This is a genomic window from Glycomyces terrestris (genome assembly GCF_003933745.1).
GTDB classification, from domain to species: Bacteria; Actinomycetota; Actinomycetes; order Mycobacteriales; family Micromonosporaceae; genus Glycomyces; species Glycomyces terrestris.
Window position 1 is genome coordinate 766927 of record NZ_RSEB01000003.1, and the last position, 26163, is coordinate 793089.

24 protein-coding genes are annotated in these 26163 nt (G+C 72.4%); 14 read left to right on the forward strand and 10 right to left on the reverse strand.

Annotated features, from left to right (window positions below; all coding sequences use genetic code 11):
• Window positions 1-4: 4 nt before the first annotated feature.
• The gene (locus EIW28_RS13520) at window positions 5-1057 is read right to left on the reverse strand and encodes a hypothetical protein (RefSeq protein ID WP_125248204.1); all 1053 of its coding nucleotides are present in this window, start codon (window positions 1055-1057) and stop codon (window positions 5-7) included.
• A gap of 96 nt (window positions 1058-1153) precedes the next feature.
• On the opposite strand from EIW28_RS13520, the gene EIW28_RS13525 reads away from it, so the two are divergent.
• The 5 genes from EIW28_RS13525 to EIW28_RS13545 all read left to right on the forward strand — a co-directional run bounded on the left by EIW28_RS13525 (window position 1154) and on the right by EIW28_RS13545 (window position 6690).
• Window positions 1154-1330, forward strand: coding sequence for a histidine phosphatase family protein (locus tag EIW28_RS13525; RefSeq protein WP_125248205.1), 177 nt, complete (start codon window positions 1154-1156; stop codon window positions 1328-1330).
• Window positions 1331-1458: 128 nt separating this feature from the next.
• Window positions 1459-3732, forward strand: coding sequence for a glycoside hydrolase domain-containing protein (locus tag EIW28_RS13530; protein WP_125248206.1), 2274 nt, complete (start codon window positions 1459-1461; stop codon window positions 3730-3732).
• The gene (locus EIW28_RS13535) at window positions 3729-5015 is read left to right on the forward strand and encodes a glycosyltransferase (protein ID WP_125248207.1); all 1287 of its coding nucleotides are present in this window, start codon (window positions 3729-3731) and stop codon (window positions 5013-5015) included. Before EIW28_RS13530 ends, EIW28_RS13535 begins: the two co-directional genes overlap by 4 nt.
• 347 nt (window positions 5016-5362) lie before the next feature.
• A complete protein-coding gene (locus EIW28_RS13540) occupies window positions 5363-5908 on the forward strand; it encodes a SigE family RNA polymerase sigma factor (protein WP_197717238.1) in 546 nt (181 codons plus the stop codon).
• Window positions 5905-6690, forward strand: a complete 786-nt coding sequence (locus EIW28_RS13545) for a hypothetical protein (protein ID WP_125248208.1) — start codon at window positions 5905-5907, stop codon at window positions 6688-6690. Before EIW28_RS13540 ends, EIW28_RS13545 begins: the two co-directional genes overlap by 4 nt.
• Before the next feature lie 332 nt (window positions 6691-7022).
• Here the strand turns inward: EIW28_RS13545 and EIW28_RS13550 are convergent, their stop codons facing one another.
• Window positions 7023-7493 carry a rhodanese-like domain-containing protein gene (locus tag EIW28_RS13550; protein WP_125248209.1) on the reverse strand — a complete coding sequence of 157 codons (471 nt, stop codon included), beginning with the start codon at window positions 7491-7493 and terminating at the stop codon, window positions 7023-7025.
• 120 nt (window positions 7494-7613) lie between these two features.
• On the opposite strand from EIW28_RS13550, the gene EIW28_RS13555 reads away from it, so the two are divergent.
• On the forward strand, window positions 7614-8450 hold the full coding sequence (locus EIW28_RS13555; RefSeq protein WP_125248210.1) for an aldo/keto reductase: 837 nt from the start codon (window positions 7614-7616) through the stop codon (window positions 8448-8450).
• An 81-nt stretch (window positions 8451-8531) separates the two neighbouring features.
• Here EIW28_RS13555 and EIW28_RS13560 read toward each other — a convergent pair whose 3' ends face one another.
• From EIW28_RS13560 to EIW28_RS13580, 5 genes are all read right to left on the reverse strand, one after another.
• Entirely contained in the window at window positions 8532-8747 is a 216-nt protein-coding gene (locus tag EIW28_RS13560; protein ID WP_125248211.1) for a helix-turn-helix domain-containing protein, read from the reverse strand.
• Window positions 8747-9235 (reverse strand): DUF2975 domain-containing protein, encoded by a 489-nt coding sequence (locus EIW28_RS13565; RefSeq protein ID WP_125248212.1) that lies wholly within the window; start codon window positions 9233-9235, stop codon window positions 8747-8749. Before EIW28_RS13565 ends, EIW28_RS13560 begins: the two co-directional genes overlap by 1 nt.
• Window positions 9236-9361: 126 nt before the next feature.
• Window positions 9362-10249, reverse strand: a complete 888-nt coding sequence (locus EIW28_RS13570; RefSeq protein WP_125248213.1) for a sigma-70 family RNA polymerase sigma factor — start codon at window positions 10247-10249, stop codon at window positions 9362-9364.
• A 98-nt stretch (window positions 10250-10347) separates the two neighbouring features.
• Window positions 10348-11589: an arginine deiminase gene (locus EIW28_RS13575; RefSeq protein ID WP_125248214.1), complete on the reverse strand. Its 1242-nt coding sequence runs from the start codon at window positions 11587-11589 to the stop codon at window positions 10348-10350.
• A gap of 20 nt (window positions 11590-11609) precedes the next feature.
• Window positions 11610-13049 carry a basic amino acid/polyamine antiporter gene (locus EIW28_RS13580; protein ID WP_125248215.1) on the reverse strand — a complete coding sequence of 480 codons (1440 nt, stop codon included), beginning with the start codon at window positions 13047-13049 and terminating at the stop codon, window positions 11610-11612.
• A 199-nt stretch (window positions 13050-13248) separates the two neighbouring features.
• On the opposite strand from EIW28_RS13580, the gene EIW28_RS13585 reads away from it, so the two are divergent.
• On the forward strand, window positions 13249-13740 hold the full coding sequence (locus tag EIW28_RS13585; protein ID WP_125248216.1) for a universal stress protein: 492 nt from the start codon (window positions 13249-13251) through the stop codon (window positions 13738-13740).
• 292 nt (window positions 13741-14032) lie between these two features.
• Here EIW28_RS13585 and EIW28_RS13590 read toward each other — a convergent pair whose 3' ends face one another.
• The gene (locus EIW28_RS13590) at window positions 14033-15499 is read right to left on the reverse strand and encodes a glycoside hydrolase family 43 protein (protein WP_197717239.1); all 1467 of its coding nucleotides are present in this window, start codon (window positions 15497-15499) and stop codon (window positions 14033-14035) included.
• A 528-nt stretch (window positions 15500-16027) separates the two neighbouring features.
• Here EIW28_RS13590 and EIW28_RS13595 point away from each other — a divergent pair.
• Complete coding sequence (locus tag EIW28_RS13595; protein ID WP_125248217.1) at window positions 16028-17995, forward strand: potassium transporter Kup; 1968 nt, start codon at window positions 16028-16030, stop codon at window positions 17993-17995.
• 6 nt (window positions 17996-18001) lie between these two features.
• On the opposite strand, the gene EIW28_RS13600 is transcribed toward EIW28_RS13595, so the two are convergent.
• A complete protein-coding gene (locus EIW28_RS13600) occupies window positions 18002-19417 on the reverse strand; it encodes a short-chain fatty acyl-CoA regulator family protein (RefSeq protein ID WP_125248367.1) in 1416 nt (471 codons plus the stop codon).
• Between the two features lie 142 nt (window positions 19418-19559).
• On the opposite strand from EIW28_RS13600, the gene EIW28_RS13605 reads away from it, so the two are divergent.
• From EIW28_RS13605 to ligD, 6 genes are all read left to right on the forward strand, one after another.
• Window positions 19560-21077, forward strand: a complete 1518-nt coding sequence (locus EIW28_RS13605) for an MmgE/PrpD family protein (protein ID WP_125248218.1) — start codon at window positions 19560-19562, stop codon at window positions 21075-21077.
• Complete coding sequence (gene prpB, locus EIW28_RS13610) at window positions 21077-21982, forward strand: methylisocitrate lyase (RefSeq protein WP_125248219.1); 906 nt, start codon at window positions 21077-21079, stop codon at window positions 21980-21982. Before EIW28_RS13605 ends, prpB begins: the two co-directional genes overlap by 1 nt.
• On the forward strand, window positions 21979-23097 hold the full coding sequence (locus EIW28_RS13615; protein WP_125248220.1) for a bifunctional 2-methylcitrate synthase/citrate synthase: 1119 nt from the start codon (window positions 21979-21981) through the stop codon (window positions 23095-23097). Before prpB ends, EIW28_RS13615 begins: the two co-directional genes overlap by 4 nt.
• A gap of 200 nt (window positions 23098-23297) precedes the next feature.
• A complete protein-coding gene (locus EIW28_RS13620) occupies window positions 23298-23633 on the forward strand; it encodes an ArsR/SmtB family transcription factor (RefSeq protein WP_125248221.1) in 336 nt (111 codons plus the stop codon).
• Window positions 23630-24103: an SRPBCC domain-containing protein gene (locus EIW28_RS13625; protein WP_125248222.1), complete on the forward strand. Its 474-nt coding sequence runs from the start codon at window positions 23630-23632 to the stop codon at window positions 24101-24103. Before EIW28_RS13620 ends, EIW28_RS13625 begins: the two co-directional genes overlap by 4 nt.
• A 69-nt stretch (window positions 24104-24172) precedes the next feature.
• Entirely contained in the window at window positions 24173-25069 is an 897-nt protein-coding gene (gene ligD, locus EIW28_RS13630) for a non-homologous end-joining DNA ligase (protein ID WP_125248223.1), read from the forward strand.
• A gap of 131 nt (window positions 25070-25200) precedes the next feature.
• On the opposite strand, the gene EIW28_RS13635 is transcribed toward ligD, so the two are convergent.
• Complete coding sequence (locus EIW28_RS13635) at window positions 25201-26046, reverse strand: SDR family oxidoreductase (RefSeq protein WP_125248224.1); 846 nt, start codon at window positions 26044-26046, stop codon at window positions 25201-25203.
• Between the last annotated feature and the right edge of the window lie 117 nt (window positions 26047-26163).

The following is a 26163-nucleotide window of genomic DNA, read 5'->3' on the forward strand; positions in this document are numbered from 1 at the left end:
AGCGCTATCGGATTGCGGGCTCGATCGCGTCGGCCCGCTTGCGGGCCCGGGCGGCGGTGAGCGCGATGCCCGCGGCGGCGACGAGGACGGAGGCGGCGTACGCGGCGAGGCTGGCGGCGTCGGGGGCGGTGAACGCCTGGCCGCGGACGGCCTGCCAGCCGGCGGTCGCGAAGACCCCGAGGTAGCCGACGGCGCTCCAGCGGACGATCGCGGCGCGGACCCGGTCGTCGCGCAGCCACAGGCGGCGGGCGGCGAGGAGGCCGAGGAGCATCGCGAGGCCGATGAGGACCTGGATGCCGTGCAGGCCGATGAAGTGCGCGACCCGCATGTCGCCGCCGGTGGTGGACCAGCCGGTGAGGAACATGCCGTTGCCGTCGAGGTCGCCGACGCCGTGGCCGGCGTTGAGCGGGACCTCGTTCCCGTTGGCGTCCAACTGGGTGCGCTCGCCCTGGCCGCCGATGGTGACGATGAAGAACGCGGCGAACATGCCGAGGCTCGACAGGAGCAGGCCCCAGCGGATCACGGCGGTGACGGCGCGGTCGCCGATGCGCTGGAACAGGACCAGGACCGCGATCACCAGGTTCGCGAGGAACATGACGGGCACGAACTGGAACGCCATCTGCACGACCTGGTTGAACGGGTCGTCGGAGGCGTTGAAGTGACTGTAGGTGCCCATCGCGGCCGCGGCCACGATGACGCCGACCTCGGCGGCGCTGATCACGGCGAACACGGTGCCGAAGACCCAGCCGGTGCGGCGCAGCTTCGTCATATGCGACAGGAGCCAGGCGAGGGTGAGGCAGTAGGTGAAGAAGGAGAAGCCGAACTTGAAGGACTTGACCCAGACGTCCTCGCCGAGGATCTCGCGGTCGTCGAAGGGCATCGCGACGAGCGAGGCGAGGGCGATGACGCCGCAGGCGATCCCGAGGACGAGGAGCGGGCGGTGCCAGCGGCGGCCGCCGCTGGTGAGGGCGAGCCCGGCGTCGGCGGCGCGGGCGGCGGCGGACCGGGCGGCCGCGTGGCGGGCCTGGGGGCGGGTGATGACCGGGGCAGTGCTCATGGGAACGACGGTATTTCCGATCCGGTTGCGCCACACTGACGCACACCGCCGAATAAGAGGTGGGGCCTGCCTTACCCGGGCCGGTACGCTGCGGCGATGACGACGGTGTTCGTGGTGCAGCACGGCGAGAAGGAGCGCGTCCCGGGCGACCCGGGCCTGACCGAGCGCGGGCGGCTCCAGGCGGCGCTGGCCGCGGAGCGACTGCGACCCGAAGGCCTGCGGGCGGTGTCTCGCGGGCCGTTGGCGCTCCGGCACTTGATGCAGCGCGTGTGAGCGGTCGGCCTGGGTGCCGGGGCGCGAAGGTGTCTATTGCTTGTATTTCGGGTGGCGCAGCGGGGGATTCTAGACGTAGTGCGCGCGAACGCTTGCGCGTTCACGCTGCCGTAACGAGGATGTGACGAATGAGCTCTAATCTCAGTCGCATCTTGGACAGCGTGGACCCGTTCATCGGTACGGCGGCGACCGATCTGCCCGCGGCGCAGGGGCTGGCCGCCAGTTGGTGGTGGCCGAAGGCCCAGGTCGGGAACACCCATCCGGGCGCGTGCTACCCGCTCGGGATGGTCTCCGCGTGCGCGTGCTCGGGCGCCTACCCGACGGGCTACGGCCTGTACGGGATCTCGACCGAGGGCGCCCCCACGCCCATGTACGACGACTACCTCGCCAGCGGCTTCACCCACTTCCAGCAGTCCGGCACGGGCGCGATCCGCAAGTACTACAACTACTTCCGCGTCACGCCGATGATCGAGCCGCTCGACGCGCTCGGGAACCGCTGGAAGCTGGAGGAAGAGGAGGCCTCGCCGGGCTACTACGCGGCGACGCTGGAGAACGGCATCAGGTGCGAGCTCACCGTGGGCGCGAAGACGGCCGTGCACCGGTACACGTTCCCCGAGTCGTCCTCGTCGCGAGTGGTCCTCGACTTCTCGTACGGCGGGCTCGCGATCGAGCACGGCACCACGGTGCCGCTGCGGGCCGGCATCGAGAGCCTGGGCCAGGGGTGCGCGCAGGGGACCGTGGTCATGGAGGGCATCCCGCTCTCGGTCTACATCGACACCGACGCGCCGGGCTGGCGCCAGCTCGTCTGGTACGACCGGCGGCGCGTCGACGGCGGGACCAGGCTCGACTTCGACTACATCCGGCGCACGACGCTGCGCCCGTTCGGCCTCATGTTCATGGGCCCGACCCGGGCCGGGCAGGTCGTGGAGATCCGCATGGGCTTCTCCATGCGCGGCACGGAGCAGGCGAGGAGGAACCTCGAGCAGGCCCTGCCGGGCGAGGCCGGGTTCGACCAGGCGCTCGCCGACACGCGGGAGGCGTGGTCGGACTACTTCTCCCAGGTCGAGGTCCAGGGCGGGACGGGTGAGCGTCGGCAGGTGTTCGCGACGAGCCTGTACCACTCGCTGATCAAGCCGTGCTTCGCGCAGGACGAGAGCCCGTTCTGGCCTTCCAAGGGCCCGTTCGTGTTCGACATCGCGACCATGTGGGACATGTACAAGACCCAGTTCCCGCTGCTCACCGCCTTGAATCCGGCGAAGGGCGCGGACATGATGGAGGCGATCGTCCGGATCGCCGAGGAGGAGGGGAACCTCCCGATCGGGTACCGGATGGCGCGCGGCTCGGACCGGTTCTTCCGGCAGGCCTCCGCGCTCGCGCACACCGTCCTCGCCGACGGCTTCCAGCTCGGTCTCGAAGGGCCCGAATGGGATTGGGCGCTCGTCCACATGCAGGACGACCTGCGCCGCGGCTACGGCGAGGACTACACCGAGCGCGGGATCGTCCACCCGATCAGCCACACCCTCGACCTCGCCACCGGCTACTGGTGCACCGCGATCATCGCGCGCGGCCTGGGGGACCTGCGGCTCGCCGACGAGCTGGAGGCGAAGTCCCGCCACTGGATCAACGCGTTCGGCCCCGACGGGCTGCTGCGCGACTCCTCCTTCTACGAGGGCGGCCGCTGGAACTACTCGTTCCGGCTGCTGCACGACATGGCCTCGCGCATCGAGCTCGCCGGCGGCGACAAGGAGTTCACGTCGATCCTCGACCGGTTCTTCGGGTTCGGCGCCGACCCGGTCGTGCAGCTGGGGACGCCGCCGTTTGGGACCGAGTTCGCGATCGGCCTCGACCTCGACCGGTTCGAGGGCCTGAACAACGAGCCGGACATGGAGGCCCCCTGGGCCTACCACTACGCGGGCCGGCCGGACCGGACCGCCGAGATCGTGCACGCGGCCCTGTCCTACCAGTTCGGGACCGGCCGCGGCGGGCTCCCGGGCAACGACGACTCCGGGGCCCTGTCGTCGTGGTACGTGTGGGCGTCGCTGGGCCTGTTCCCCGTCGCCGGCCAGAACCTGTTCCTCGTCAACGCGCCCGCCTTCGCCGAAGCGCAGCTCCGCTTCGGCGGCAACGACTTCGAAGTGGTCACCACCGGCCATGTCGAGGCGGGCATCGGGGAGGACGCCCGCGGGTACCCCCCGCAGTACGTCCAGTCCGCGCGCTTCAACGGGAAGCCGCTGGACCAGAGCTTCATCACCGGCAACCAGCTGCACGGCGGCGGGAGGCTGGAGATCGAGCTCGGAGCCGAACCGTCCGACTGGGCGACGAAGACGCGCCCGCCGTCCGCCTCCGACCGCACCGACCTCGCTCGGGACGCCGGGGCCCGCTTCCAGGAGTTCCTACCGTGACCCAGCAGTCCCGCCGCCTCATCATCGTCGTCCGCGCCGACCCGGTCATCTGCGGCCACGCCACCGAGGCCCGCGGCCTCGCGGAGGTCGCGCTCACGCGCGGCTTCGACGACGTGCGCATCGTGACCTGGCCGATCGACGCGCTCCAGGCGGCGGGGCTGCCGCTCAAACCGCTCGACGAGCTCCTCCCGTACTCCGAGGGGATCACCGTCGAGCGGCCCGGGCCCGTCGGGGACTACCGCCTCCCCGACGGCCGCCACCTCCTCGGCATGACCGGCCGCCTGTTCGAGCTGTTCACCGACGGCGTGCCGACGGTGTGCATGTCGATGTACCTGTCGCCGCACGCGAACGCGGTCGTGGACGCGCTCCGGTCCGCGCGCGCCGCCGGGCTCGACCCGGACGTCGTCACCGTCGCCGAGGCGGTCGGCTCCGACATCACGAACGTCGTGCGCGGCTGCCTCGCGCGCGGCGAGTTCGGGGCCGCCGCGGCCCTGTTCACGACCTACCTCGCGAACGACCGGTGCGTGGCGGTCTCCCAGTACACCAAGGACCTCATCGTCGAGGAGGCCGAGCAGGTCGACCGCGCCTGCGGCACCCGCTTCGCCGCCCAGGTCGCCGCGCGCGTCCAGGTCTCGTACCCCGCCGTCGACGCCGGCCTCTACACCGGCATCGACGCCACCCCCGAGCGGCGCGCCGCCGTGGACGCGGCCCTGGCCGCGCGCGGCCTCGAACGCGACAAGTACGTCCTGTTCCTCTCGCGCGTGGCCGCCGCCAAGGGCGCCGACGACCTCATCGCCGCGCACCGCGACTCCCTCGCCTACAAGACCCACCGGCTCGTCATCGCCGGCACCGGCCCGGCCCTCGCGGAGACGAAGGTGTTCGCCGAGGGCGACGAGCGGGTCCTGTTCCTCTCCGACGTCGGTGACGAGGAGAAGCCCCTGCTCATGAACGGCTGCGCGGCGTACGCGCTGCCGTCGAAGCCCCGCCCCGAGTTCGTGGAGACGTTCGGCATCGCCCTGGTCGAGAAGATGCTCGCCGGCGGCGGCCCCGTCATCACCACCCGCACCGGCGGCATCCCCGAAGCGGTGGGCGACAACGCGATCGAGGTGCCGCCCGCCGACCGCGAGGCGCTCGCCGCGGCCATCGACGCGGCCGTGTCCATGGGCGCCGAGGAGCGCGCGGCGCGGGCCGAGCGGGCCCGCAAGTACGCGATGCGCTTCGACCGCGCCGCCGTCTTCGACCGCCTCTTCGCCGGGCTCACCCCGGGCGTCCCCGTGGCGTAAGCCCCCCACCTGCGACGACGCCGCCCCAGAGAACTTCTTCGAAGAATCTTCTGATCCGGGGCAACCTTCGGCGTGCCCGCGGCAACTGGGAGACGGTGCGGCAACCCGGCTCCGCCGCACCGCACAGCTACCGGAGGGAAGGACCCCGATGTCCTCACCGACTTTCATCCTCACCCCCGCCATGGCGGGCCCGTAACGACTCCGGTTCCAGCGGATGGGCTTCCTGCCATGGGAGATCGACAGGCGCGGGCACCGGGGGTGCCTGCGCCTGTCGTGCAACGGAACGTGAGGGGGTCACGGTCTTGCTGCTAGAATCGCCTCCCCGCACCGCGACCGGAAGGCCCCCCTTGGACGTCCCCGCCAAGCTGGAGGAAGACGCCTTCCGCGCCTTCTTCGAGCGGCACCACGCCGAGCTGGCGCGCTTCGCGTGGATGCTCATCGGCGAGCGCGCCGCGGCCGAGGACATCGCCGCCGACGCCATGCTCGCCGTGTGGCGCCAATGGGACCAGGCCCGCCGGGCCCGCTCGCAGATCGCGTACGCGCGCGGGATCGTCGCGAACCTCGCCAAGGCCCGCATCCGGGCCGCCGTGCGCGAGCGCCGCCGCAACACCCTCTTCTGGCAGCGCCCGACGGAGGCCGCCGAGGGCCCCGACACGGCCGCCGTCCTCGACGTGCGCGCCGCGCTCGACCGGCTGCCGCTGCGCCGGCGCGCCTGCGTCATCCTGCGCCACTCCCTCGACCTGTCCGAGCGCGAGACCGCCGACGCCCTCGGCATCTCGATCGGCACCGTCAAGAGCCAGACCTCGAAGGGCCTCGCCGAACTGCGGCGCCTCCTCGGCGCCGCCGGGGACGGGTCCGCGCGGGCCGAGATCAGGAAGGAGGCCGGGCCGTGAACGACGAGCTGCCCGACCGGCTCCGGGTCACCGCCGAGGAGTTCGAACCCGACGCCGACCGCATGTGGACCCGCATCGCCGACGGCATGCGCGAGCCGCGCGGCGCCGCGGCCCCGGCCGCCCGCCGCCGCCTCATGCCGCACCTGGCGCTCGCCACCGGCGCGGCCGTCCTCCTCGTCGGCGCCGTCGTCCTGTTCGGACAGATGCTGGGCCTGGGGCCCTCCGCCGACTCGGACTCCGCGCCCCCCGCGGGCGGGCCCGGCACCCAGTCGCAGACCCCCGCCGGGGACGGCGGGACGACCGGCGGCGAGTCCCCCTCCGGCGGGCCCTCCGACACCGGCACCACCGCCGCCGAGACCGGCACCGACGAGGAGACCCCCGAAGGCGGCCCCGAGGCCCCGGAGTGGCTGGACGCCGCCGGCGTGATCGACCCGAACAACACCGAGTACTGGACCCAGTCGTCCGTCGTCTTCTCCAGCGACAGGGCCCTGACCGGGCTCGAGGTCGAACTGCGCCTCGCCGAGGGCGAGGGCCTGACCCACCTCGACTCGTGGACCACCGACGACAACCTCTTCACCGAGGCGGTCGTCACCAGCGAGGACGGCGTCACGATCCTGCGCTGGACCCTGAAGGAGGGCGCGGTCGTGCCCGCCGGCGCCGAGTACACGCTCGCGGGCCAGTTCGACCCCAACGGGGGTCCGCGCAGCGGCGAGGACGACGCGTTCACGATCACGGCCACGGCCGAGGACGGCGCGACCGGCGTCCTCGAGGGCGGCTACTAGCGCCGCAACCCCAGAGCGGAGGCGGGGACCGGCCGCAGCGGCCGGTCCCCGCACCTGCGTCAGCAGCCCACGAGCGCGAACGCCGCCGTGGGATTCAGACCGCGAACACCTCGACGTCGTACTTCGGTATCACCGAGTCCCGGGTCATGATCGCGGCGTTGTCGCACCGGGCCTGCGCGATGAGGAAGCGGTCGAACGGATCGCGATGGATGTCGGGGAGGCGGCCGGCCGCGATCGCGTGGTGGTGCCGGGCGGGGAGCTCGAGGAAATCGCTCGAGCGGACGGCCCCGGTGCACCGGCGGGTCGCGGCCGATCCGGCGCGCGCGCCGCGGTCAGCAGGCGCAGGAGACGCCGCTCGACGGGGCGGTGAGCGGGTCGGGCCTGCCGCGTTCGACGCCGGCGTCGGTCTCGACCGGGAGTCCTTCGCGGGCCCAGTACTCGAAGCCGCCCATCATGTACTTCACCCGGTAGCCGAGCCGGGCGAACTCGACGGCGGCGCGGTACGCGCCGTTGCAGCCCGGGCCCCAGCAGTACACCACCACGAGCTGCGACGGGTCCACCAGTTCGCTTGCGCGGGAGGCGATCTCGTCGGTCGGCAGGTGCACGGCGCCGGGGACGCGGCCCTGCGACCAGGCGGCCGCGCCGCGCGAGTCCACCAGCGTGAAGCCGGGCTCCCCGGCGTCCATGGCGGCGTGCACGTCGGACACGTCGGTGCTGTAGGCCATGAGGCCGGTGAAGTGGGCGAGCGCGTCGGCGGGGGAGGCCGCGGGGACGCGCAGCACGGCGTTCTGATTCGTACCCATGATCGGAACGATACATGCCAGTACAAAGAAATCATTGCACCGGTACAAAGCCTGCCGCGGTGCGGGACGCGGGGTAGCGTAGGACGCCGAATCGCATCCGATGAGAGAGGGACTCCACCGATGGCTCCCACTGCACCGACCGTCCGCCTCCTCCACGGCGCCGACATGCCGCGCCTGGGCCTGGGCACCTGGCCGATGGACGACGCGGAGGCCGAGCGGGTGGTCGCCGAGGCGATCGGCCTCGGCTACCGGCTGGTCGACACCGCCGAGAACTACCGCAACGAGCGCGGCGTCGGCCTGGGGCTCAAGGCCTCCGGCGTCGCCCGCGAGGACCTGTTCGTCACCACCAAGTTCAACCGCGAATGGCACGGCGTCGAGCTCGCGGCCGAGGCCGCCGAGCGCCGCCTCGACCTCCTCGGGCTCGACTACCTCGACCTGCTCCTCATCCACTGGCCGAACCCGCAGCACGGCAAGTACACCGAGGCCTGGCAGGGCCTGGTCCGGCTCCTCGAGTCCGGGCGCGTCAAGGCGATCGGCACCTCCAACTTCAAGCCCGCCCACCTCGACCGGATCATCGACGCCACCGGGGTCGTGCCCGACGTCAACCAGATCCAGCTGAGCCCGTACACGACCCGCGACGCCTCGCGCGAGCACGGCGACGCCAAGGGCATCGTCACCCAGTCGTGGTCGCCGATCGGCGGCGAGGGCGGCGAGGTCCGCAAGGACCCGCTCGTGGTCGCGCTGGCCGAGAAGTACGGGAAGACGCCGGTGCAGATCGTGCTGCGCTGGCACCTCGAGCTGGGCCTGGCGGTCGCGGTGAAGTCCGCGAACACCGAGCGGCTGGAGCAGAACCTCGACGTGTTCGGCTTCGAGCTGGACCCGGCCGACATCGACGCGCTCACCGCCCTCGACCGCGGCGAGGCGGCGGCCGCGGACTCGGACCGGTTCGGGCACTAGGCGGGTGCGGCGGCCTGACGCGGCCGCCGCGCGAAGACGACGACGGCGGCACCGGAAACCGGTGCCGCCGTTCGCCTTTCCTTACTGCTGCTCGTCGGGGACCCAGCGGAGGACGTCCCCGGGCTGGCATTCGAGGACCCGGCAGATCGCCTCCAGGGTCGAGAACCGCACCGCCTTCGCGCGGCCGTTCTTGAGGACCGCGACGTTCGCGGGGCTGATGCCGACCGCCTCGGCGAACTCGCCCACCGACATGCCGCGCTCGGCGAGCAGCACGTCGAGGTCGACCGCGATGGCCATCAGATGACCTCGGCCATCTCGGTCCGCAGCTCGGTCGCCTTGCGCAGCAGGCCCTTCATGATCAGGGTGAACATCGCGAAGGCCGCGCCGCCGCCCGCGCACGCGACGAGCGCGCCGATGTCGCCGAGGAGCCGCATCTCGTCGGCCCCGCTGCCGTACACGAAGATGTAGGCGGCGGTGAGCAGGGAGAGCAGGGTCGCGGCGGCGGTCGCCCAGACGACCACGTCGACCCAGCCGAAGGCCCGCTCGCTGAAGATGGCGTCGCCCTGGATCATGCCGAGGAGCCGCCAGGTGGCGACGAGCACGACCTGCACGCAGGCGATGCCCGCGATCGCGGCGGGGACGACCACGGTGGCCATCGAGTCGCCGTACGCGGCGGTGACGTCCTCGGCGAGCGAGTTCGGCACCACGAGGACCTGGCCGAAGAGGCCGGCGAGGAAGGCGGCCGCGAGGGCCAGCCGGAGCATGAAGATGAGGAATGCGTTCATGCATCGATTCTCGATCGGTTTCTATCGAAAATCAATAGATACCGATCGAGAATCGAGAGATGGCACGATCCTGGGAGCTGAGCTGAGCTGAGCTGAGCTGAGCTGAGCTGAGCTGAGCTGAGACCCTCACGCGTCGAGGAGCGTCAGCTCCATCCCGCGAATCCGGGCCGCGTCCGTGATGCCCTCCATCGCCGTGATCCGGCCGTCCTCGACGGTGAAGACGAGCACCCGCGTCGGCAGCGGCATGTCCGGGATCGAGGAGACCGCGCCGATGCGCCCGTCGACGAGCACCAGCTGCGCCTGGGTCGCCATGGCCGCGAACGTGACCGCGCCGCCCGCGATCGTGGCCGCGCCGCGCAGGATCGTGCCCACCTCGGCCGCGTCCGTCCGCAGCGTGACGTCAGGGTCGAGCACCGACACGAGCGCGTCGAAGTCGCCTTCGCGCGCCGCCGACATGAACGCCTCGACCACCGCGCGCTGCCGCGCCACGTCCCGCCGCTCCGGCTCGCCCGTGCCGCGCACCCGCGCCCGGGCCCGGCTCGCGAGCTTCCGCGCCGCCACGGGCGTGCGGTCCACGATCTGCGCGATCTCGTCGAACGGCACCCCGAACATGTCGTGCAGCACGAACGCGAGCCGCTCCGCCGGCTCCAGCGTCTCCAGGACCACCAGCAGCGCCAGGCCCACCGAGTCGGCCATGACCGCCGACGACTCCGGGTCGACCGGCGCGCCCGCGAGGGTCGGCAGCGCCGCCGGCTCCGCCCCGGACTCCGGCATCGGCAGCTCGGCCCGCGACTTGCGGCGCCGCAGCTGGTCCAGGCACACCCGGCCCACCACGGTCGTCAGCCACCCGGAGAGGTTCTCGATCCGGTCGGCGTCACTGGCCGCCAAGCGGAACCACGCCTCCTGCACGGCGTCCTCGGCCTCCCCGGAGGAGCCGAGCATCCGGAACGCGACCGACTCCAGCCGGGGGCGGTCCTCCTCGAAACGTCGCGCGAGCCACTGGTCGTCGGTCATCTCCGGTCCCTCCTTGTGTGCGGTCACCGGTATGACGCAATCCTGGCCGCGGATGTGACCGAGCGGGCCACCGCGTGGCCGCGGTCACCCGGCCCGCCTCAGAAGTCCACGGGGTCGCGGATGATCGGGCAGGTCATGCAGTGGCCGCCGCCGCGGCCGCGGCCGAGCTCGGCGCCCACGATCGTCAGGACCTCGATCCCGGCCTTGCGCAGCAGCGTGTTCGTCTGCGTGTTCCGGTCGTACGTCATGACCACGCCCGGCTCCAGCGCCACCGCGTTGTTCCCCGAGTCCCACTGCTGCCGTTCGGAGGCGTACACGTCGCCGCCGGTCTCGATGACCCGCAGCCCCGGCAGGCCCAGCGCCTCCGCGACCACCTCGGTGAACGGCGCCGAACCGTGGTCGACGAGGTCGAGGCCCGGCTCCCGGTCGGCCGGGTGCAGCGAGAACGTGTGCACCGCGTCCATGATCTTCGGGTACAGGGTGACCACGTCGCGGTCGGCGAACGTGAAGACCGTGTCCAGGTGCATCGCCGACCTGAGCTTCGGCATGCCCGCCACGATCACCCGCTCGGCCGCGCCCCGCGCGAACAGGGCCCGCGCCACCTGCGTGATCGCCTGCCGGGAGGTGCGCTCGCTCATGCCCATGAGCACCACGCCGTTCCCCACCGGCATGATGTCGCCGCCCTCGAACGTCGCCTGCCCCCAGCTCTCGTCCGGGTCGCCCCACCACACCGTCGACCCCGTGAAGTCCGGATGGAACGTGTACACCGCCTTCATCAGCAGCGTCTCGTCGTGCCGCGCCGGCCAGTACAGCGGATTGAGCGTGAGCCCGCCGTACAGCCAGCACGTCGTGTCCCGCGTGTACAGCGTGTTCGGCAGCGGCGGCATCAGGTACTCGCGCGCGCCCGTCGACTCGCGCGCCAGCGCCAGGTACGCCGGGCGCAGGTCCTCCGGCAGGTCCGCGGTCGACATGCCGCCGATGAGGAACTCGGCCAGGTCCGCGGGCGAGAGCGACTCCAGGAACGTGCGGGTCGGCTCGATCAGACCCAGCCCCACTTCGTTCGCGGTGATCTTGCGGTCGAGCAGCCACGAGCGCGCCGCCGGGTCCGCCACGGTCGCGGCGAGCACGTCGTGCAGCTCCACCACCTCGACGCCGCGCCCGCGCATCGCGGCCACGAAGTCGGCGTGGTCGCGCTGCGCGTTCTCCACCCACATGACGTCGTCGAACAGCAGCCCGTCGGCGTTCGTCGGCGTCAGCCGCCGGTGGGCCAGGCCCGGGCGGCACACCAGGACCTTGCGCAGGCGGCCCACCTCGGAATGGACGCCGTACTCCTCGCTCATCGCTTCTCCCCCAAGCTTGTTCAGATGCTGATCCAGTCGAGTGCGAGCGCGGTGACCCCGAGCGCGGCGCCCGCCACCGAGACGGCCAGGAGCACCGCCTCGCCGGGGCTGAACAGGCGCCGGCCCTGCTCGCGGCGGGTCATGACGAACAGGATCGTGGCCGGGGCGTACACGATGAACGAGACGAGCACGAACTTCAGGCCCGCCGCGAACAGCAGGAACGCCGTGTACACGACCGCGAGCAGCGCGATCGGGAGCGCCCCGCCCGCCCTGGCGCCCACCGCGTCCCGGTCCCGTCCGGCCGCGACCTTCACCGCGAACAGGGCGGCGAGGAGGAACGGGATGAGCGTGAGCGCGCTGGTGAGGTCGAGCGCGAAGTTGAACGCGTCCTCGGAGAAGTAGGTGACGACCAGCACGACCTGGCTGAGCGCGGTCGAGAGCGCGAGCGCCGGCACCGGCACGTCCGCCCCGGTGGAGCGGGCCAGGAAGCGCGGCATGTCCCGGTCCTTCGCGGCCACGAACAGGACCTCTGCGGCCATGAGCGTCCACGCCAGGTACGCGCCCAGGACCGAGACGATGAGGCCGGCGCTGACGAACACCATGCCCCAGGTGCCGACCGCGTGCTCCAGGACGCCGGCCATCGACGGCTGGCGCAGCTCGGCGATCTCGTCCATCGGCATGATCCCGTAGGACACGATCGTGACCGACGCGAACACTGCGAACACCGACAGGAACCCGGTCACGGTCGCGCGGCCGACGTCCTCGCGGCGCTTCGCGTGCCGGGAGTACACGCTCGCGCCCTCGACGCCGAGGAACACGAACACGGTCGCGAGCATCGTGCCCTTGACCTGGCTGAACAGGGACCCGGCGTAGTCGGCGCCGCCCCAGTTCGCGGCGAACGCGGCCGGGTCGAGGAAGAACAGCGCCAGGACCACGAACACGGCGATGGGGATGAGCTTGGCGACCGTGACGATCCGGTTGATCGCCGCGGCCTCCTTCACGCCCTGCTTGATGAGGAGGAAGAACCCCCACAGGCCCGCGGACGACAGCGCGAGGGCGAGGACGGTGTCGCCTTCGCCGAGCGCGGGCACGAGCGCGCCGACCGTGGACATGATGAGGACCCAGTAGGTCACGTTGCCGACGCAGGCGCTGGCCCAGTACCCGAACGCGGAGAAGAAGCCCGGGTACTCGCCGAAGCCGGCCTTCGCGTACGCGTACACGCCGGCGTCGAGGTCGGGGCGGCGGACGGCGAGCTGCTGGAACACGAACGCGAGCATGAGCATGCCGGTGCCGGCGATGGCCCAGGCGACGAGCGCGCCGGCGACGCCGGTCTGCTGCGCGAAGCGGGCGGGGAGGGAGAAGACGCCGGCGCCGACCATGGAGCCGACCACCATCGACGTGAGCGTCCAGAACGCGAGTTTCGCCGCGGGACGCGCTTCGGTCGCGGTGTCGTGCGCCATGGGATCCTCGCAGGTCCTGCCCGCGTGCTCGGGTGCCGGCGGGCATCGGGCCTGAATATAACTCCGGTCCGGGCGCCCGGGCCGCGATTCGCGCCGATCGCGCCCCGCCGGGGGAGCGGGCCGGATTCGCGGCGGGCCGCGCCGGGTATCCCTGCCGTGTTCCCGCAGTCCCCGCGGGCACTGTACGGAAGGAGCGGACATGGACGTCTCGGAGAGCAGGCCGGAGCGGATCGTCGTCGGCGTGGACGGCTCGGCGGCGTCGCTGCGGGCCCTGGAGTGGGCGCTGCGCGAAGCGGCGCTCACCGGAGCCGGACTGGAGGCGGTCCACGCGTGGGAGGTGCCGGCCGCGTACGGCACCGGGATGGTGCTGGCGATGCCGGGCAACGAGGAGTTCGAGTCCGCCGCGCGCGAGGCCCTGGCGCGCGCGGTCGACCAGGTCGCCGGGAACGAGCCCGGCGTCGCCATCGAGCAGAACACGGTCGCCGGGCACCCGGCGCGGGTCCTCATCGACGCCGCCGAGGGCGCGTCGCTGCTGGTCGTGGGGTCGCGCGGGCACGGCGGGTTCGTGGGGACGCTGGTCGGCTCGGTCAGCCAGTACTGCGTCTCGCACGCGCCGTGCCCGGTCGTCGTGGTCCGCGACCTCTCGCACGAGGACAAAGGCAGGGACCACGGCAAGGACCGTGAGCACTAGGCCGCGAGAGAGGGCGCGAGGATTTGGTCGCGAGCGCTAGGGCCGCGAGGACTAGGGCCGAGGAGCACTGGGGCCGCGAGCGCTAGGGCCGCGAGGTCTAGGGCCGAGGAGCACTGGGGCCGCGAGCACTAGGCCACGAGGACTGGGGCCGCGAGGTCCACTGGGGCCGCGGGCACTCGGACGCGAGGGCCACTCGGGCCGCGAGGATTACTGGGGCCGCGGGCACTCGGACGCGAGGGCCACTCGGGCCGCGAGGATTACTGGGGCCGCGGCCTCCGGAGGCCGCGGCCCCCTAAGCGGGCCGGTAGGCGAACCGGCGCAGCAGCGAGTCGCCGCCTGCCGCGCCCACCCCGAGCATCCGGCCGGTGAAGCCGGTCGCGACCTCGGTCGAGAGGTAGCGGCCGTCGAGCCGCGCGAGCACGTCGTCGCCGACGGCGAGCACGATGTCGTCGGGGCCGTATGCGGTCATGGTCTCGGCCTCGCACTCGACCGCGCTGATGCGCAGCACGGCGTCGCCGTCCGCCGCGACTGCGCCGAGTTCGGCCGCGACGCCGCCGATGCGGGCCTCGGCGCGCACGGTGCCGTCCTCGTAGACCAGGCCGTAGCGGTGCCGGTCGTCGATGCGGACCTCGAAGCGGCCCGAGCCGGCGAAGACCGCCTCGGCCTCCCAGCGGAGGTCCTTGACGCGGGCGCACAGCAGCCCGGGGGAGCGGTCGCCCGGGTCGCGCAGGTAGAGGCCGCCGCCGGGGCGCGGCGTCGCGATCTTCTCCGGTTCGCTCGCGGGCGCGACCCAGCGCAGGCCGAGCGCGGGGGCGGTGAAGTCGTCCTCGAACGCGGTGTCGTCGGGCGCGAACTCGTAGCGGGACTCGTCGAACACGGGCCAGCCGTCGACCCAGTCGACGCCGGCGAGGAACGTCTCGCGGCCGAGCACGTGGAACGAGGGCGTGAACCCGCCCGGTCGGACCGCGAGGTAAACCGCGGCCCATTCACCGGAGGCGGTCTGGACGAGGTCGGCATGGCCGGTGTTCTGCACCGGGTGCGGGGTCGAGCGGTGGCTGAGGACGGGGTTGCGCGGGCACGGCTCCCAGGGGCCCTCGGGGCGCTCGGCGCGGGCGATCGTCACGGAGTGGCCGCGCTCGGTGCCGCCCTCGGCGAGCAGCAGGTACCAGTGGCTGTCGACCCGGTACATGTGCGGCGCTTCGGGATACGCGAGCCCGGAGCCCTGCCACACGCGGTACGGCGGCGCCTCGAAGCCGCCGGTCTTCATGTCGAGGCGTCCCTGCCAGACGCCGTTCCCGGCGGCGTCGTCGCCGCCGACGGTGCCCGTCCAGCTGAGGTAGCAGGTGCCGTCCTCGTCCCAGGCGAGGTCGGGGTCGATGCCGACCGCCTCGGGCACGAAGACGGGGTCGCTCCAGGTTCCCGCGGGGTCCTCGGCGGAGACGATGGTCTGGCCCGACCCGGCGTCGCCCACGTTCGTGGTGACGAAGTAGAAGCGGCCCTCGTGGTGGCGCAGGGTCGAGCCGTAGATGCCGCCGGAGGGCCGGCCGTCGCCGCGCAGGAACTGGCCGCGCCGGTCGAGGATGTTCCCGATCTGCCGCCACGACACGAGGTCGCGGCTGTGGAAGATCGGCGCCCCGGGGAAGTACTCGAAGCTGGAGTGGGCGAGGTAGTAGTCGTCCCCGACCCGGCAGACCGTGGGATCGGGGTGGAAGCCGGAGACGACGGGGTACTCGGCTGCTGACACGGTCGGACGGCTCAAGGAGGCTCCCTCGGTGATGGCGCGGACGGCCAGACTAAGTTGCGTCGCCAAACTTTGTCAACCGGCTTCAGCTCCTTTTCAGGTCTCCCGCAGTACGTTCGAGACCGGGGACCCAAAGCCGCCTTCAGCTCCGCTTCAGGTGTCCCCGTCTACCTTCGAGACCGGGGGCCCAGCGGTGGCTTCAGCTTCGCTTCAGGTTGCTTCAGCTCGGCTTCAGGTGTCCCCGACTACGTTCGATATCGGGGGCCCAAAGCTGCCTTCAGCTTCCCCTCAGGTCGCTTCAGCTCCGCTTCAGGAACTCGAGCCTAGCCTGGAAACCGGGGGCCCTTTCCCGGCGGTGAAGGCGGTCCTCGCCGTGCCCGCCGCCGGGGCTGTGATCCCGGGCAACGAGCGCCGCCGTTCACGCGTGCCGCGTCTCGCGCTCCAGGTCGACGGAGCGTGTCCGCGAGGTATCGTGCATCGGTCGGAACGGTCCGCGGGTGCCCGCCCGCCGGTCCGGCCGCCCGTTCTCAAGTAGGAGTGTTCGCAGTGACCGCCGCCGCCGGCACCGCGGGTCAGCCCGGACCCGCCACCGCCGCCGAGCCCCCCGAGGGGCCCGGCCTCCGCAGCGCCACGCGCCTCGCGCTCGTCGTGGGCGCCCTCGGCATCGTCTTCGGCGACATCGGCACCAGCCCCATCTACGCCCTCCAGACGGTGTTCAACCCCGCCGACCCGCACCCGGTGCCGGTCCAGGAGGCGAGCATCTACGGCGTCATCTCCCTCATGTTCTGGTCGATGACGATCATCGTCACCGTCACCTACGTCCTCCTCGCGATGCGCGTCGACAACGACGGCGAGGGCGGCATCATGGCCCTCATCACCCTCCTCCACCGCTGGAAGCAGGGCCGCGGCCGCACGACCGCGCTCGCGCTCGCCGCGCTCGGGATCTTCGGCGCCTCCCTGTTCCTCGGCGACTCGATGATCACGCCCGCGATCTCCGTCCTCTCCGCCGTCGAGGGCATCGGCGTCGTCGAACCGCACCTCGAAGGGCTCGTCGTCCCCGTCACCGCCGTGATCATCGTCGTGCTGTTCACCGTGCAGCGCCGCGGCACCGCCGCCGTCGGGCGCGCGTTCGGGCCGGTCATGATCGTCTGGTTCTGCGTCCTCGCCCTCCTCGGCATCCGCGGGATCAGCGGCCACCCCGAGATCCTCAAGGCCCTCTCGCCGGTCTACGCCGCCGACTTCCTCTTCGGCCACTTCCACATCGCGTTCTTCGCGCTCGCCGCGATCGTCCTGTGCGTCACCGGCGCCGAGGCCCTCTACGCCGACATGGGCCACTTCGGGCGCCCCGCCATCACCAAGGCCTGGCTCATCCTCGTCTTCCCCGCCTGCCTCCTCAACTACATGGGCCAGGGCGCGATGGTCCTCGAGGACGGCGCGGCCGTCAGCGGCCCCTTCTTCCTCCTCGCCCCCGGCTGGGCCCGCCTCCCGCTGCTGCTCCTCGCCACGTGCGCCACCGTGATCGCCGCCCAGGCCGTCATCACCGGCGCGTACTCCGTCGCCGCGCAGGCCTCCCGCCTCGGCTACCTCCCGCGCCTGCGCATCGACCACACCTCCGCCGAGCAGTACGGCCAGATCTACGTCCCGTGGATCAACTGGCTCCTCATGGTCTCCGTGCTCACCCTCGTGTTCGCGTTCCGCTCCTCGCACGCCCTCGCGTACGCCTACGGCATGGCCGTCATGGGCACGATCGCGATCATGACCCTGCTGTTCCTCTACATCGCCAAGCACCGCTGGAACCTCCCGGTATGGGTCGTCGCCGCCGGCGGCGCGCTCCTCCTCGGCTTCGACCTCCTCTTCCTGGCCGCGAACTTCACCAAGCTCGTCCACGGCGCCTGGCTGCCGCTGCTCATCGGCGTCGCCGCGTTCACCGTCATGGTCACCTGGCAGAAGGGCCGCGCGATCGTCACCGCCGAGCGCGAACGCCGCGAGGGCCCGCTCCGCGCCTGCGTCAAGCAGCTGCGCGCCGAGCTCCCGAAGACCAAGTGCGTGCCCGGCACCGCCGTGTTCCTCAACCGCGGCAAGCTCACCACCCCGCTCGCCCTGCGCGCCAACATGGAGCACAACCACGTGCGGCACCAGCAGATCGTGATCGCCTCGATCGAGACGAAACCGGTCCCGCGCATCGCCGACGACGAGCGCATCAGCGAGGACTTCCTCGGCTTCGCCGACGACGGCATCGTCTACGTCCAGGTCCGCTTCGGCTACATGGAGGTCCAGGACGTGCCCCGCGCCCTCGCCCTCCTCGACCGCACCCGCCACGGCGGCCGGCTCCACGTCGAGGACGCCACCTACTTCCTCTCCACGATCCAGCTGCGCCCCGGCGCGCAGCCCACGATGGCCAAGTGGCGCAAGCACCTGTTCATCGCGACCTCCCGCATCACCGCCGACGCCGCCGACCACTTCCGGCTCCCCCGCGAGCGCACCATCATCATGGGCTCCCAGATCGAAGTCTGAGCGGCGTCAGCCCGCCGAGGGGTAGGGCGTGAACCGGCTGTGCCGGTCGGTGACCTCCAGCGGCGCGCCGATCGCCGGGAACGCCCGCTGCGGGCAGCCCTTGCGGTCGCACACCTTGCAGCCGGGCCCGATCGGGGTGAGCATCGCCGGGTTCTGGAGGTCGAGGCCGTCGGCGTACACGAGGCGGTGCGCATGGTGGAGGTCGCAGCCGAGGCCGATCGCGAACGTCTTCGCGGGCGTCCCGAAGCCCCCGTACCGGCGCGTCACGGTGCGGGCGACCCACAGGTAGGAGCGGCCGTCGGGCATCTGCGCGAGCTGGGTGCGGATCTCGCCGGGGTTCGCGAACGCCTCGTAGACGTCCCACAGCGGGCAGGTGCCGCCGACGCGCGAGAAGTGGAAGTCGGTGGCGGACTGGCGCTTCGAGATGTTCCCGGCCCGGTCGACGCGCACGAAGAAGAACGGGACGCCGCGCGCGCCGGGCCGCTGGAGCGTCGAGAGCCGGTGCGCGACCGTCTCGAAGCCGACGCGGAAGCGCCGCCCGAGGAGGTCGATGTCGTAGCGCAGCTCCTCGGCCGCGCGCAGGAACGGTCCATAGGGGAGGATGAGGGCGCCGGCGAAGTAGTTCGCCAGGCCGATGCGCGCCAGCCCGCGCGCCTCGTCGCCCGAGAGGTCCGCCGCGTCGACCTCGGCCCGGATCAGGTCGTCGCATGCCGCCAGCGCCAGGTGCGTGGCGAGCTGGAACGCCCGCTGTCCGGGGCTCAGGAGCGGCGAGACGCGCAGCACCCGCGCCTCGGGGTCGAAGCGGCGCTTCACCCGGTTCGCCTCGCCCGCTTCGAGGTCGGTGACCACCGTCCCGTATTCGTCCCGCAGCAGCCGCGCGAGGCCGCCGGCGAGGTCGCCGCGTTCGAGCGCGCCCTCCAGGCCCGCGCCCTCGTACATGCGCTCGGCGGCCTCGTCGAGCGCGGCCACGTGGTTCCGCTTGGCGTAGAACAGGTCCCGGACCTCCTCGTGCGCGGTCGGGGAGCCGCCGTCGTCGAGGGTCGCGCTCATCGCCGCGTTGCGTTCGAGCAGGTGCCGGTGGCGCCGGTGCAGGTCCACGACGTACCGCGCCAGCTCCGGCATCGACTCGGCCAGCTCGCGCGCCTCGGCGTCCGAGACCCGGTCGGCGTGCGCGGTGTCGGCCAGGGCGTCCCGCAGCTGCGCCGTCAACCGGTCGCTCTCGGAGGCCGAGAACCGCTGCACGTCCACGTCGTACACCTCGGCGAGCCGCAGCAGCACCGGCCCGGTGATCGGCCGCTGGTTCGACTCCATCTGGTTGACGTAGCTCGTCGAGATCCCGAGCGCCTGCGCCAGCGCGGCCTGCGTCAGCCCCTGCTCCTCCCGGAACCGGCGCAGCCGCAGCCCGGCCTTCGCCTTCCTCAACGCCATGACCACGGCCTTTCACAGAGTTCACAAACCGGCCCGGAAAATTCCACAAGAAACCACATTTACAGCTGTTTCAACGGGTCTCCGGGGTGTACATACTGTGAAACATACCCGTCCGCCGCACTGCCAGGAGCCCTGAGTGATCACCCACCGCGTCCGCGCCCACGCCTCCCGCGAGGACCTGCCCCGCGAGGCGCAGCTCGCCTGGAAGCTCGCCGCCGCCGCGGTGGACCCGGTGCCGGTGGAGCGCGACGTCGCCGAGATGATCGGCAACCGCGTCATCGACAACGCCGCCGTCGCCGCCGCGTCCCTGGCGCGCGGCCCGGTGGCGGCCGCGCGGGCCCAGGCGCTCGCGCACCCCTACTCGCCCGGCGCGGCCGTCTTCGGAGTGGCACAGCACGGGGCGGCCGCGCCGGTGCGGTCCTCGCCGGAGTGGGCCGCGTGGGCGAACGGCGTCGCCGTGCGCGAGCTCGACTTCCACGACACGTTCCTCGCCGCCGACTACTCGCACCCCGGCGACAACATCCCGCCCGTGCTCGCGGTCGCCCAGCACCGCGGCCTCGACGGCCGCGCCCTGGTGCGCGGCATCGCGGCCGCGTACGAGGTCCAGGTGGACCTGGTGCGCGGGATCTGCCTGCACGAGCACCGGATCGACCACATCGCGCACCTCGGCCCCTCGGCCGCGGCCGGCATCGGCGCGCTCATGGACCTGCCCGTGGACGTCGTCTACCAGGCGATCGGGCAGGCGCTGCACACCACGACCGCGACCCGGCAGTCCCGCAAGGGCGCGATCTCGTCCTGGAAGGCGTACGCGCCGGCGTTCGCGGGCAAGGCCGCCGTCGAGGCCGTCGACCGGGCGATGCGCGGCGAGGGCGCCCCGTCCCCGATCTACGAGGGCGAGGACGGCGTCATCGCGCGGCTCCTCTCCGGGCCCGAGGCGGTGTACGAGGTGCCGCTGCCCGGCCGCGGGGAGCCCAAGCGGGCCGTCCTCGACACGTACACCAAGGAGCACTCCGCGGAGTACCAGTCGCAGGCGCTCATCGACCTGGCCCGCCGCATGGCGCCGCGGGTCGGCGACCTGTCGCGGGTGCGCGAGGTCGTCATCCGCACCAGCCACCACACGCACCACGTGATCGGCTCGGGCGCGGGGGACCTGCAGAAGACCGACCCGGACGCGAGCCGCGAGACCCTCGACCACTCGATCATGTACATCTTCGCGGTGGCCCTGGAGGACCGCGCCTGGCACCACGAGCGGTCCTACACTCCCGAACGCGCGCACCGGCCTTCGACCGTGGCGCTGTGGCGGAAGGTCCGCACCGTCGAGGACCCCGAGTGGACCGCCCGCTACCACGACCCCGACCCCGCGAAGCGGGCCTTCGGCGGCCGCGTCGAGATCGTCCTCGACGACGGCACCGTGGTCGCCGACGAGCTCGCGGTCGCCGACGCGCACCCGGCCGGGGCGCGCCCGTTCGGCCGCGAGCAGTACATCGCGAAGTTCCGGACCCTCGCCGACGGCGTGATCGCCGCGGCCGAGCAGGACCGGTTCCTGGACCTGGCCTGCCGCCTGGAGTCGCTCGACGCGACCGGCGTGCGGGCCCTGCACCTGGCCGCGCCCGCGGGGGCGCTGGCCGAACCGACCGCGAAGGGGCTGTTCTGATGCCGACTCCCGCCGAGAAGCGGCGCCGCCTGCGCGACGGGCTCGCCTCGGGCCGCCTGCTGCGGCTGCCGGGCGCGTTCTCGCCCTTGGCCGCGAAGGCGGTCGCCGACCACGGGTTCGACGGCGTGTACGTCTCCGGGGCGGCGCTCGCCGCGGACCTGGCGCTGCCGGACATCGGGTTGACGACGCTGACGGAGGTCGCGGGCCGGGGCGGGCAGATCGCGCGCGCCACGGACCTGCCGACGCTCGTCGACGCGGACACCGGGTTCGGCGAGGTGTCGAACGTGGCCCGCACGATCCGGTCCTTCGAGGACGCCGGGCTCGCCGGCTGCCACCTGGAGGACCAGGTGAACCCGAAGCGCTGCGGGCACCTGGACGGGAAGTCGGTGGTGCCGGCGGCCGAGATGGTCCGCCGCGTCGCCGCCGCCGTCAAGGCCCGCACCGACCCGGACTTCGTCGTGTGCGCGCGCACCGACGCGCGCGCGATCGAGGGCCTGGACGCCGCGATCGACCGCGCGAAAGCCTATGTGGACGCCGGGGCGGACCTGGTGTTCCCGGAGGCGCTGCGCGACGAGGCCGAGTTCGCGGCCTTCCGCGCGGCGGTCGACGTCCCGCTGCTGGCGAACATGACCGAGTTCGGGACCTCCCCGAACCTCACCGCCCGGCAGCTCGAGGACCTGGGCTACAACGTCGTCATCTGGCCCGTCTCGAGCCTGCGGGCCGCGATGGGCGCGGTCGACGAGCTGTTCGCGGCCTTGAAGACCGAAGGGACGCAGGCGTCCCTGCTCGGCCGGATGCAGACCCGCGCCCGGCTGTACGACCTGGTCGACTACGCCTCGTACAACGAGTTCGACCAGGAGCTGTTCGACTTCGCCGTTCCAGGCGAGCACGGGAGGGACGCATGAGCGCCGACATCCGCAAGGGCCTGGCCGGAGTCGTCGCGGACACCACCGCGATCTCGGAGGTCGTCCCCGAGACCCTCTCGCTGACCTACCGGGGCTACCCGGTGCAGCAGCTGGCCGCGTCCCGCTCGTTCGAGGAGGTCGCGCACCTCATCTGGTACGGCGAGCTCCCCGACGCCGCGGCCCTGGCCGCCTTCACCGCCCGCGAGCGCGCCCAGCGGGAGGTGACCCGCTCGACGATCGGCGTCGTCGACCGCGTCCCCGACAACTGCCACCCGATGGACCTGCTGCGCACCGCCGTGTCCTGCCTCGGCGCGGAGGACCCGAGCGAGGACGACAACCGGCGCGCGTCGAACCAGGCGAAGGCCGAGGCGCTGTTCGCGAAGCTCCCCACCGTGATCGCGCACGCCCACCGGCGCCGCCGCGGCCTGGCGCGCATCGCGCCCGACCCCGGCCTGGGCTGGTCGGCGAACTTCTTCCACATGTGCTTCGGCGAGGTCCCGGCCCCGGAGGTGCTGCGCTGCTTCGAGGTCTCGATGATCCTGTACGCCGAGCACTCCTTCAACGCCTCGACCTTCACCGCCCGCGTCGTCGCCTCCACCCTCTCCGACATGTACTCGGCCGTGACGGCCGCGGTCGGGGCGCTCAAGGGCCCGCTCCACGGCGGCGCGAACGAGGCCGTCATGAAGATGATGCTCGAGATCGCCGACCCCGACCGGGCCGGCGACTGGCTGCGGGCGCGCCTGGCCGCCAAGGAGAAGGTCATGGGCTTCGGGCACCGCGTCTACAAGGACGCCGACTCGCGCGTGCCGACCATGAAGGCCGCGCTCGTCGACATGGCGGCCCTCACCGGCGGGCGGAAGTGGGTGCGGATGTACGAGGAGCTGGAGCGGGCCATGCTGGAGGCCAAGGGCATCCACCCGAACCTCGACTTCCCGGCCGGGCCCGCGTACTACCTCATGGGCTTCGACATCCCCATGTTCACGCCGCTGTTCGTCATGTCGCGCGTCACCGGCTGGACCGCGCACATCATCGAGCAGCTCGACGCGAACGCGCTCATCCGGCCGCTCTCGGCCTACACCGGGCCGAGCGAGCGCCCCGTCCCCGCCGCCGCCTGAAAAGCGCACGACCGCACCCCCGGTCGGGGGTGCGGCCGCCCGCATATCGGACCACTCCGGTGCGGGCCCGGCCGTCACCTGCCCGCGGACGTGCTGCGGGTGGCGACCCGGCCGGGCCGCGAGACCGCCCGGGCCGGGCGCACGAAATAAGCAACACTGAGCCCTTGCGCTTAGTGTCCGGCCGCGCAATACTTAGCCTTATGGCACACTATTCGGAGGCGCTCGACGGCGTGTTCACCGCGCTCGCCGACCCCACCCGTCGCGAGGTGGTCCGCCGCCTCGGGCGCGGGCCGATGAGCGTCGGCGACCTCGCCCGCGGGTTCCCGATGACCCTTCCCTCCTTCATGAAGCACGTGCGGACCCTGGAGGCGAACGGCCTCATCCGCACCGCGAAGGCCGGCCGGGTGCGCACCTGCGCGCTCCGGCGCGAACGGCTCGCGCTCGTCGACGACTGGCTCGCCGAGCAGCGGCGGGTCTGGGAGGCGCGCACCGACCGGCTGGAGCAGTTCGTCACCGATCCCGAGGAGCAGCAATGAATCCCGAACTCGACCTCGTCGTCGAACGCGTCATCCGCGCCCCGCGCGACGTCGTCTGGCGCGCCTGGACCGACCCGGCCCGCTTCGAGCAGTGGTGGCTCCCGGCCCCCATGGTCATGCGCGTCGAGCGCTTCGAGGCCGCGCCCGGGGGCCCCATGGTCACCAGCATGAGCGAGGACGGCGAGACCTACGTCCCGCACATGGACGCCGTGTTCCTGGTCGTGGAGGAGGGCGAGCGCATCGTCTTCACCAACGCCCTCGACAGCGCCTGGCGCCCCGCCGACCCGCAGCCGGTCGCCCTCACCGCGGAGATCACGCTCGCCGACGCGCCCGAGGGCACCGAGTACCGCGCCCTGGTGCGCCACGGCGACCGCGCCGCCCGCGACCGGCACGAGGAGCTCGGCTTCCACGAGGGCTGGGGCGCCGTCGCCGACCAGCTCGCCGCGCTCGCCGAGAAGGAGTCCGCCTAGGCCCAGTGTCGCGGCCGTTTACCGCTGCGACCTGCGGGTACACCCCGGCGAGAGAAAGGGGTCACCCGCATGCCGTCAGTTACGGTCGAGGGCCGCGACATCACCGTCTCCCGGCTCGACAAGGAGCTCTTCCCCGCCGACCACGTGACCAAGGGCGACGTCATCGACCACTACCGCGCCGTCGCCGACGCCATGGTCCCGCACCTGGCCGGCCGCCCGCTCACCATGCGGCGCTTCCCCGACGGGATCGGCGAGGGCGGCTTCTTCCAGAAGGACGCCTCCGACTACTTCCCCGACTGGATCCGCACCACCGCGGTCGAGGGCCGCGGCGACTCCGGCACCGTCGACTACGTCCTCTGCGACGACGCCGCCACCCTCGTCTACCTCGCGAACCAGGCCACCGTCGAGTTCCACGTGTGGCTCTCCACCCTCGACGACCTCGAGCGCCCCGACCGGCTCGTCATCGACATCGACCCGCCCGACGGCACCGACACCGCCGTCCTCCACAAGGTCGCCCGCCGCCTGCGCGACGTCTACACCGAGATCGGCCTGACCCCGTTCACGCAGGCCACCGGCGGCCGCGGCTACCACGTGGCGGCCCCGCTCGACCGCACCGCCGACTTCGCGACCGCGCGCGAACTCGCGCTCGCGATCGCCGACCGGCTCGCCGCCGAGGACCCGGACCTGCTCACCACCGCGCAGCGCAAGAACCGGCGCGGCGACCGGATCTTCCTGGACGTCAACCGGAACGGCTTCGGGCAGACGTTCGTCGCCCCGTACTCGCTGCGCGCCCGCGCCGGCGCGGCCGTCGCCACCCCGCTCGACTGGGACGAGCTCGGCCGCTCGACGCCGGACCGCTACTCGACCGACCGCGTCCGCCGCCGCCTCGTCCGCAAGTCCGACCCGTGGGCCGCGATGGACGACCACGCCGCGTCCGCGGAGGAGGCCCTGGGGCGCCTGGGCTGAGCCCTTGGGCCCCTTGGACCCCGCTTCGATCCGGACGCGGACGGCGTCCCCGGCCGCTGCGCGGCGCAAGCACAGGGACCGGCGGCGGCGCGCCACCAGAGGCGCCGCCGCCGGTCGTCTCGAAAGACCGGTCAGCCCGGCATCGTCTCGCCGCCGAGCGGGGCGAGCACCTCGCCGCTGTAGTACGACGAGAGCCGGTTCGACGCGAAGAACACGAATGACGGCGCGATCTCGTCGGGCTCGGCCGTGCGCCCCATCGGGGTCTGCTCGCCGAACTTCTCGACGTGCTCCTCCGGGAGCGTCGAGGGGATCAGCGGCGTCCACACCGGACCGGGCGCGACGCAGTTGACGCGGATCTTCCGGTCCGCGAGCGCCTGCGCCATCGAGTACGTCCAGGCGATGACCGCGCCCTTCGTCGCCGAGTAGTCGATGAGGGTCTTGTTGCCGCGCAGGCCGTTCACCGACGCGGTGTTGATGATCGAGTCGCCCTCGCCGAGGTGCGCGAGCGCCGCCGCCGTCACCCGGAAGTAGCTGTGAATGTTCACGTCGAACGTGCGCACCCACTGCTCGTCGGTGATCTCCTCGGGCCGGTCCACCGGCTGCTGGGTCGCGATGTTGTTCACCAGCAGGTCGATCCCGCCGAGCGCCTCGACGGTGCCGTCCACGGCCTTCTGGCACTGCTCGGCCGACCCGAGGTCGCCCGGGAGCAGCGCGCACTTGCGCCCCTCGGCCTCGACGAGCTTCGCGGTCTGCTCCGCGTCGTCGTGCTCCGACAGGTACGCGATCGCGACGTCGGCGCCCTCCTTCGCGAACGCGACCGCCACGGCCCGCCCGATCCCGGAGTCGCCGCCGGTGACGAGCGCCTTGCGGTCCTTCAGGAGCCCGCGGCCCTCGTAGCCCTCCATCGAGTCCCGCGGCCGCGGCCGCATCTCGTCGGTCCGCCCGGGCGGTTGCTGCTGCTGCGCCGGCTTGCCCATGGTGCCGTTCCCCCTCACGTGGCTGCGGCCCCGCGGCGGCGGGGCCCTGGGACGCAGGAGGTACCCGTGACGGCCGCGCCTAACCGCCGGTCCGGTGCAGCCGCAGGTCAGGGCCGT

Bases quoted from the DNA above. Each gene is read 5' to 3' on its own strand.
- EIW28_RS13625 (WP_125248222.1), top strand. From the start codon at position 23,630: ATGAATCCCGAACTCGACCTCGTCGTCGAACGCGTCATCCGCGCCCCG.
- EIW28_RS13620 (WP_125248221.1), top strand. From the start codon at position 23,298: ATGGCACACTATTCGGAGGCGCTCGACGGCGTGTTCACCGCGCTCGCC.
- EIW28_RS13585 (WP_125248216.1), top strand. From the start codon at position 13,249: ATGGACGTCTCGGAGAGCAGGCCGGAGCGGATCGTCGTCGGCGTGGAC.
- EIW28_RS13530 (WP_125248206.1), top strand. From the start codon at position 1,459: ATGAGCTCTAATCTCAGTCGCATCTTGGACAGCGTGGACCCGTTCATC.
- EIW28_RS13575 (WP_125248214.1), bottom strand. From the start codon at position 11,589: ATGAGCGAGGAGTACGGCGTCCATTCCGAGGTGGGCCGCCTGCGCAAG.
- EIW28_RS13565 (WP_125248212.1), bottom strand. From the start codon at position 9,235: ATGAACGCATTCCTCATCTTCATGCTCCGGCTGGCCCTCGCGGCCGCC.
- EIW28_RS13580 (WP_125248215.1), bottom strand. From the start codon at position 13,049: ATGGCGCACGACACCGCGACCGAAGCGCGTCCCGCGGCGAAACTCGCG.
- prpB (WP_125248219.1), top strand. From the start codon at position 21,077: ATGCCGACTCCCGCCGAGAAGCGGCGCCGCCTGCGCGACGGGCTCGCC.
- EIW28_RS13635 (WP_125248224.1), bottom strand. From the start codon at position 26,046: ATGGGCAAGCCGGCGCAGCAGCAGCAACCGCCCGGGCGGACCGACGAG.
- EIW28_RS13570 (WP_125248213.1), bottom strand. From the start codon at position 10,249: ATGACCGACGACCAGTGGCTCGCGCGACGTTTCGAGGAGGACCGCCCC.
- EIW28_RS13525 (WP_125248205.1), top strand. From the start codon at position 1,154: ATGACGACGGTGTTCGTGGTGCAGCACGGCGAGAAGGAGCGCGTCCCG.
- EIW28_RS13550 (WP_125248209.1), bottom strand. From the start codon at position 7,493: ATGGGTACGAATCAGAACGCCGTGCTGCGCGTCCCCGCGGCCTCCCCC.
- EIW28_RS13555 (WP_125248210.1), top strand. From the start codon at position 7,614: ATGGCTCCCACTGCACCGACCGTCCGCCTCCTCCACGGCGCCGACATG.
- EIW28_RS13520 (WP_125248204.1), bottom strand. From the start codon at position 1,057: ATGAGCACTGCCCCGGTCATCACCCGCCCCCAGGCCCGCCACGCGGCC.
- EIW28_RS13560 (WP_125248211.1), bottom strand. From the start codon at position 8,747: ATGGCCATCGCGGTCGACCTCGACGTGCTGCTCGCCGAGCGCGGCATG.
- EIW28_RS13615 (WP_125248220.1), top strand. From the start codon at position 21,979: ATGAGCGCCGACATCCGCAAGGGCCTGGCCGGAGTCGTCGCGGACACC.
- ligD (WP_125248223.1), top strand. From the start codon at position 24,173: ATGCCGTCAGTTACGGTCGAGGGCCGCGACATCACCGTCTCCCGGCTC.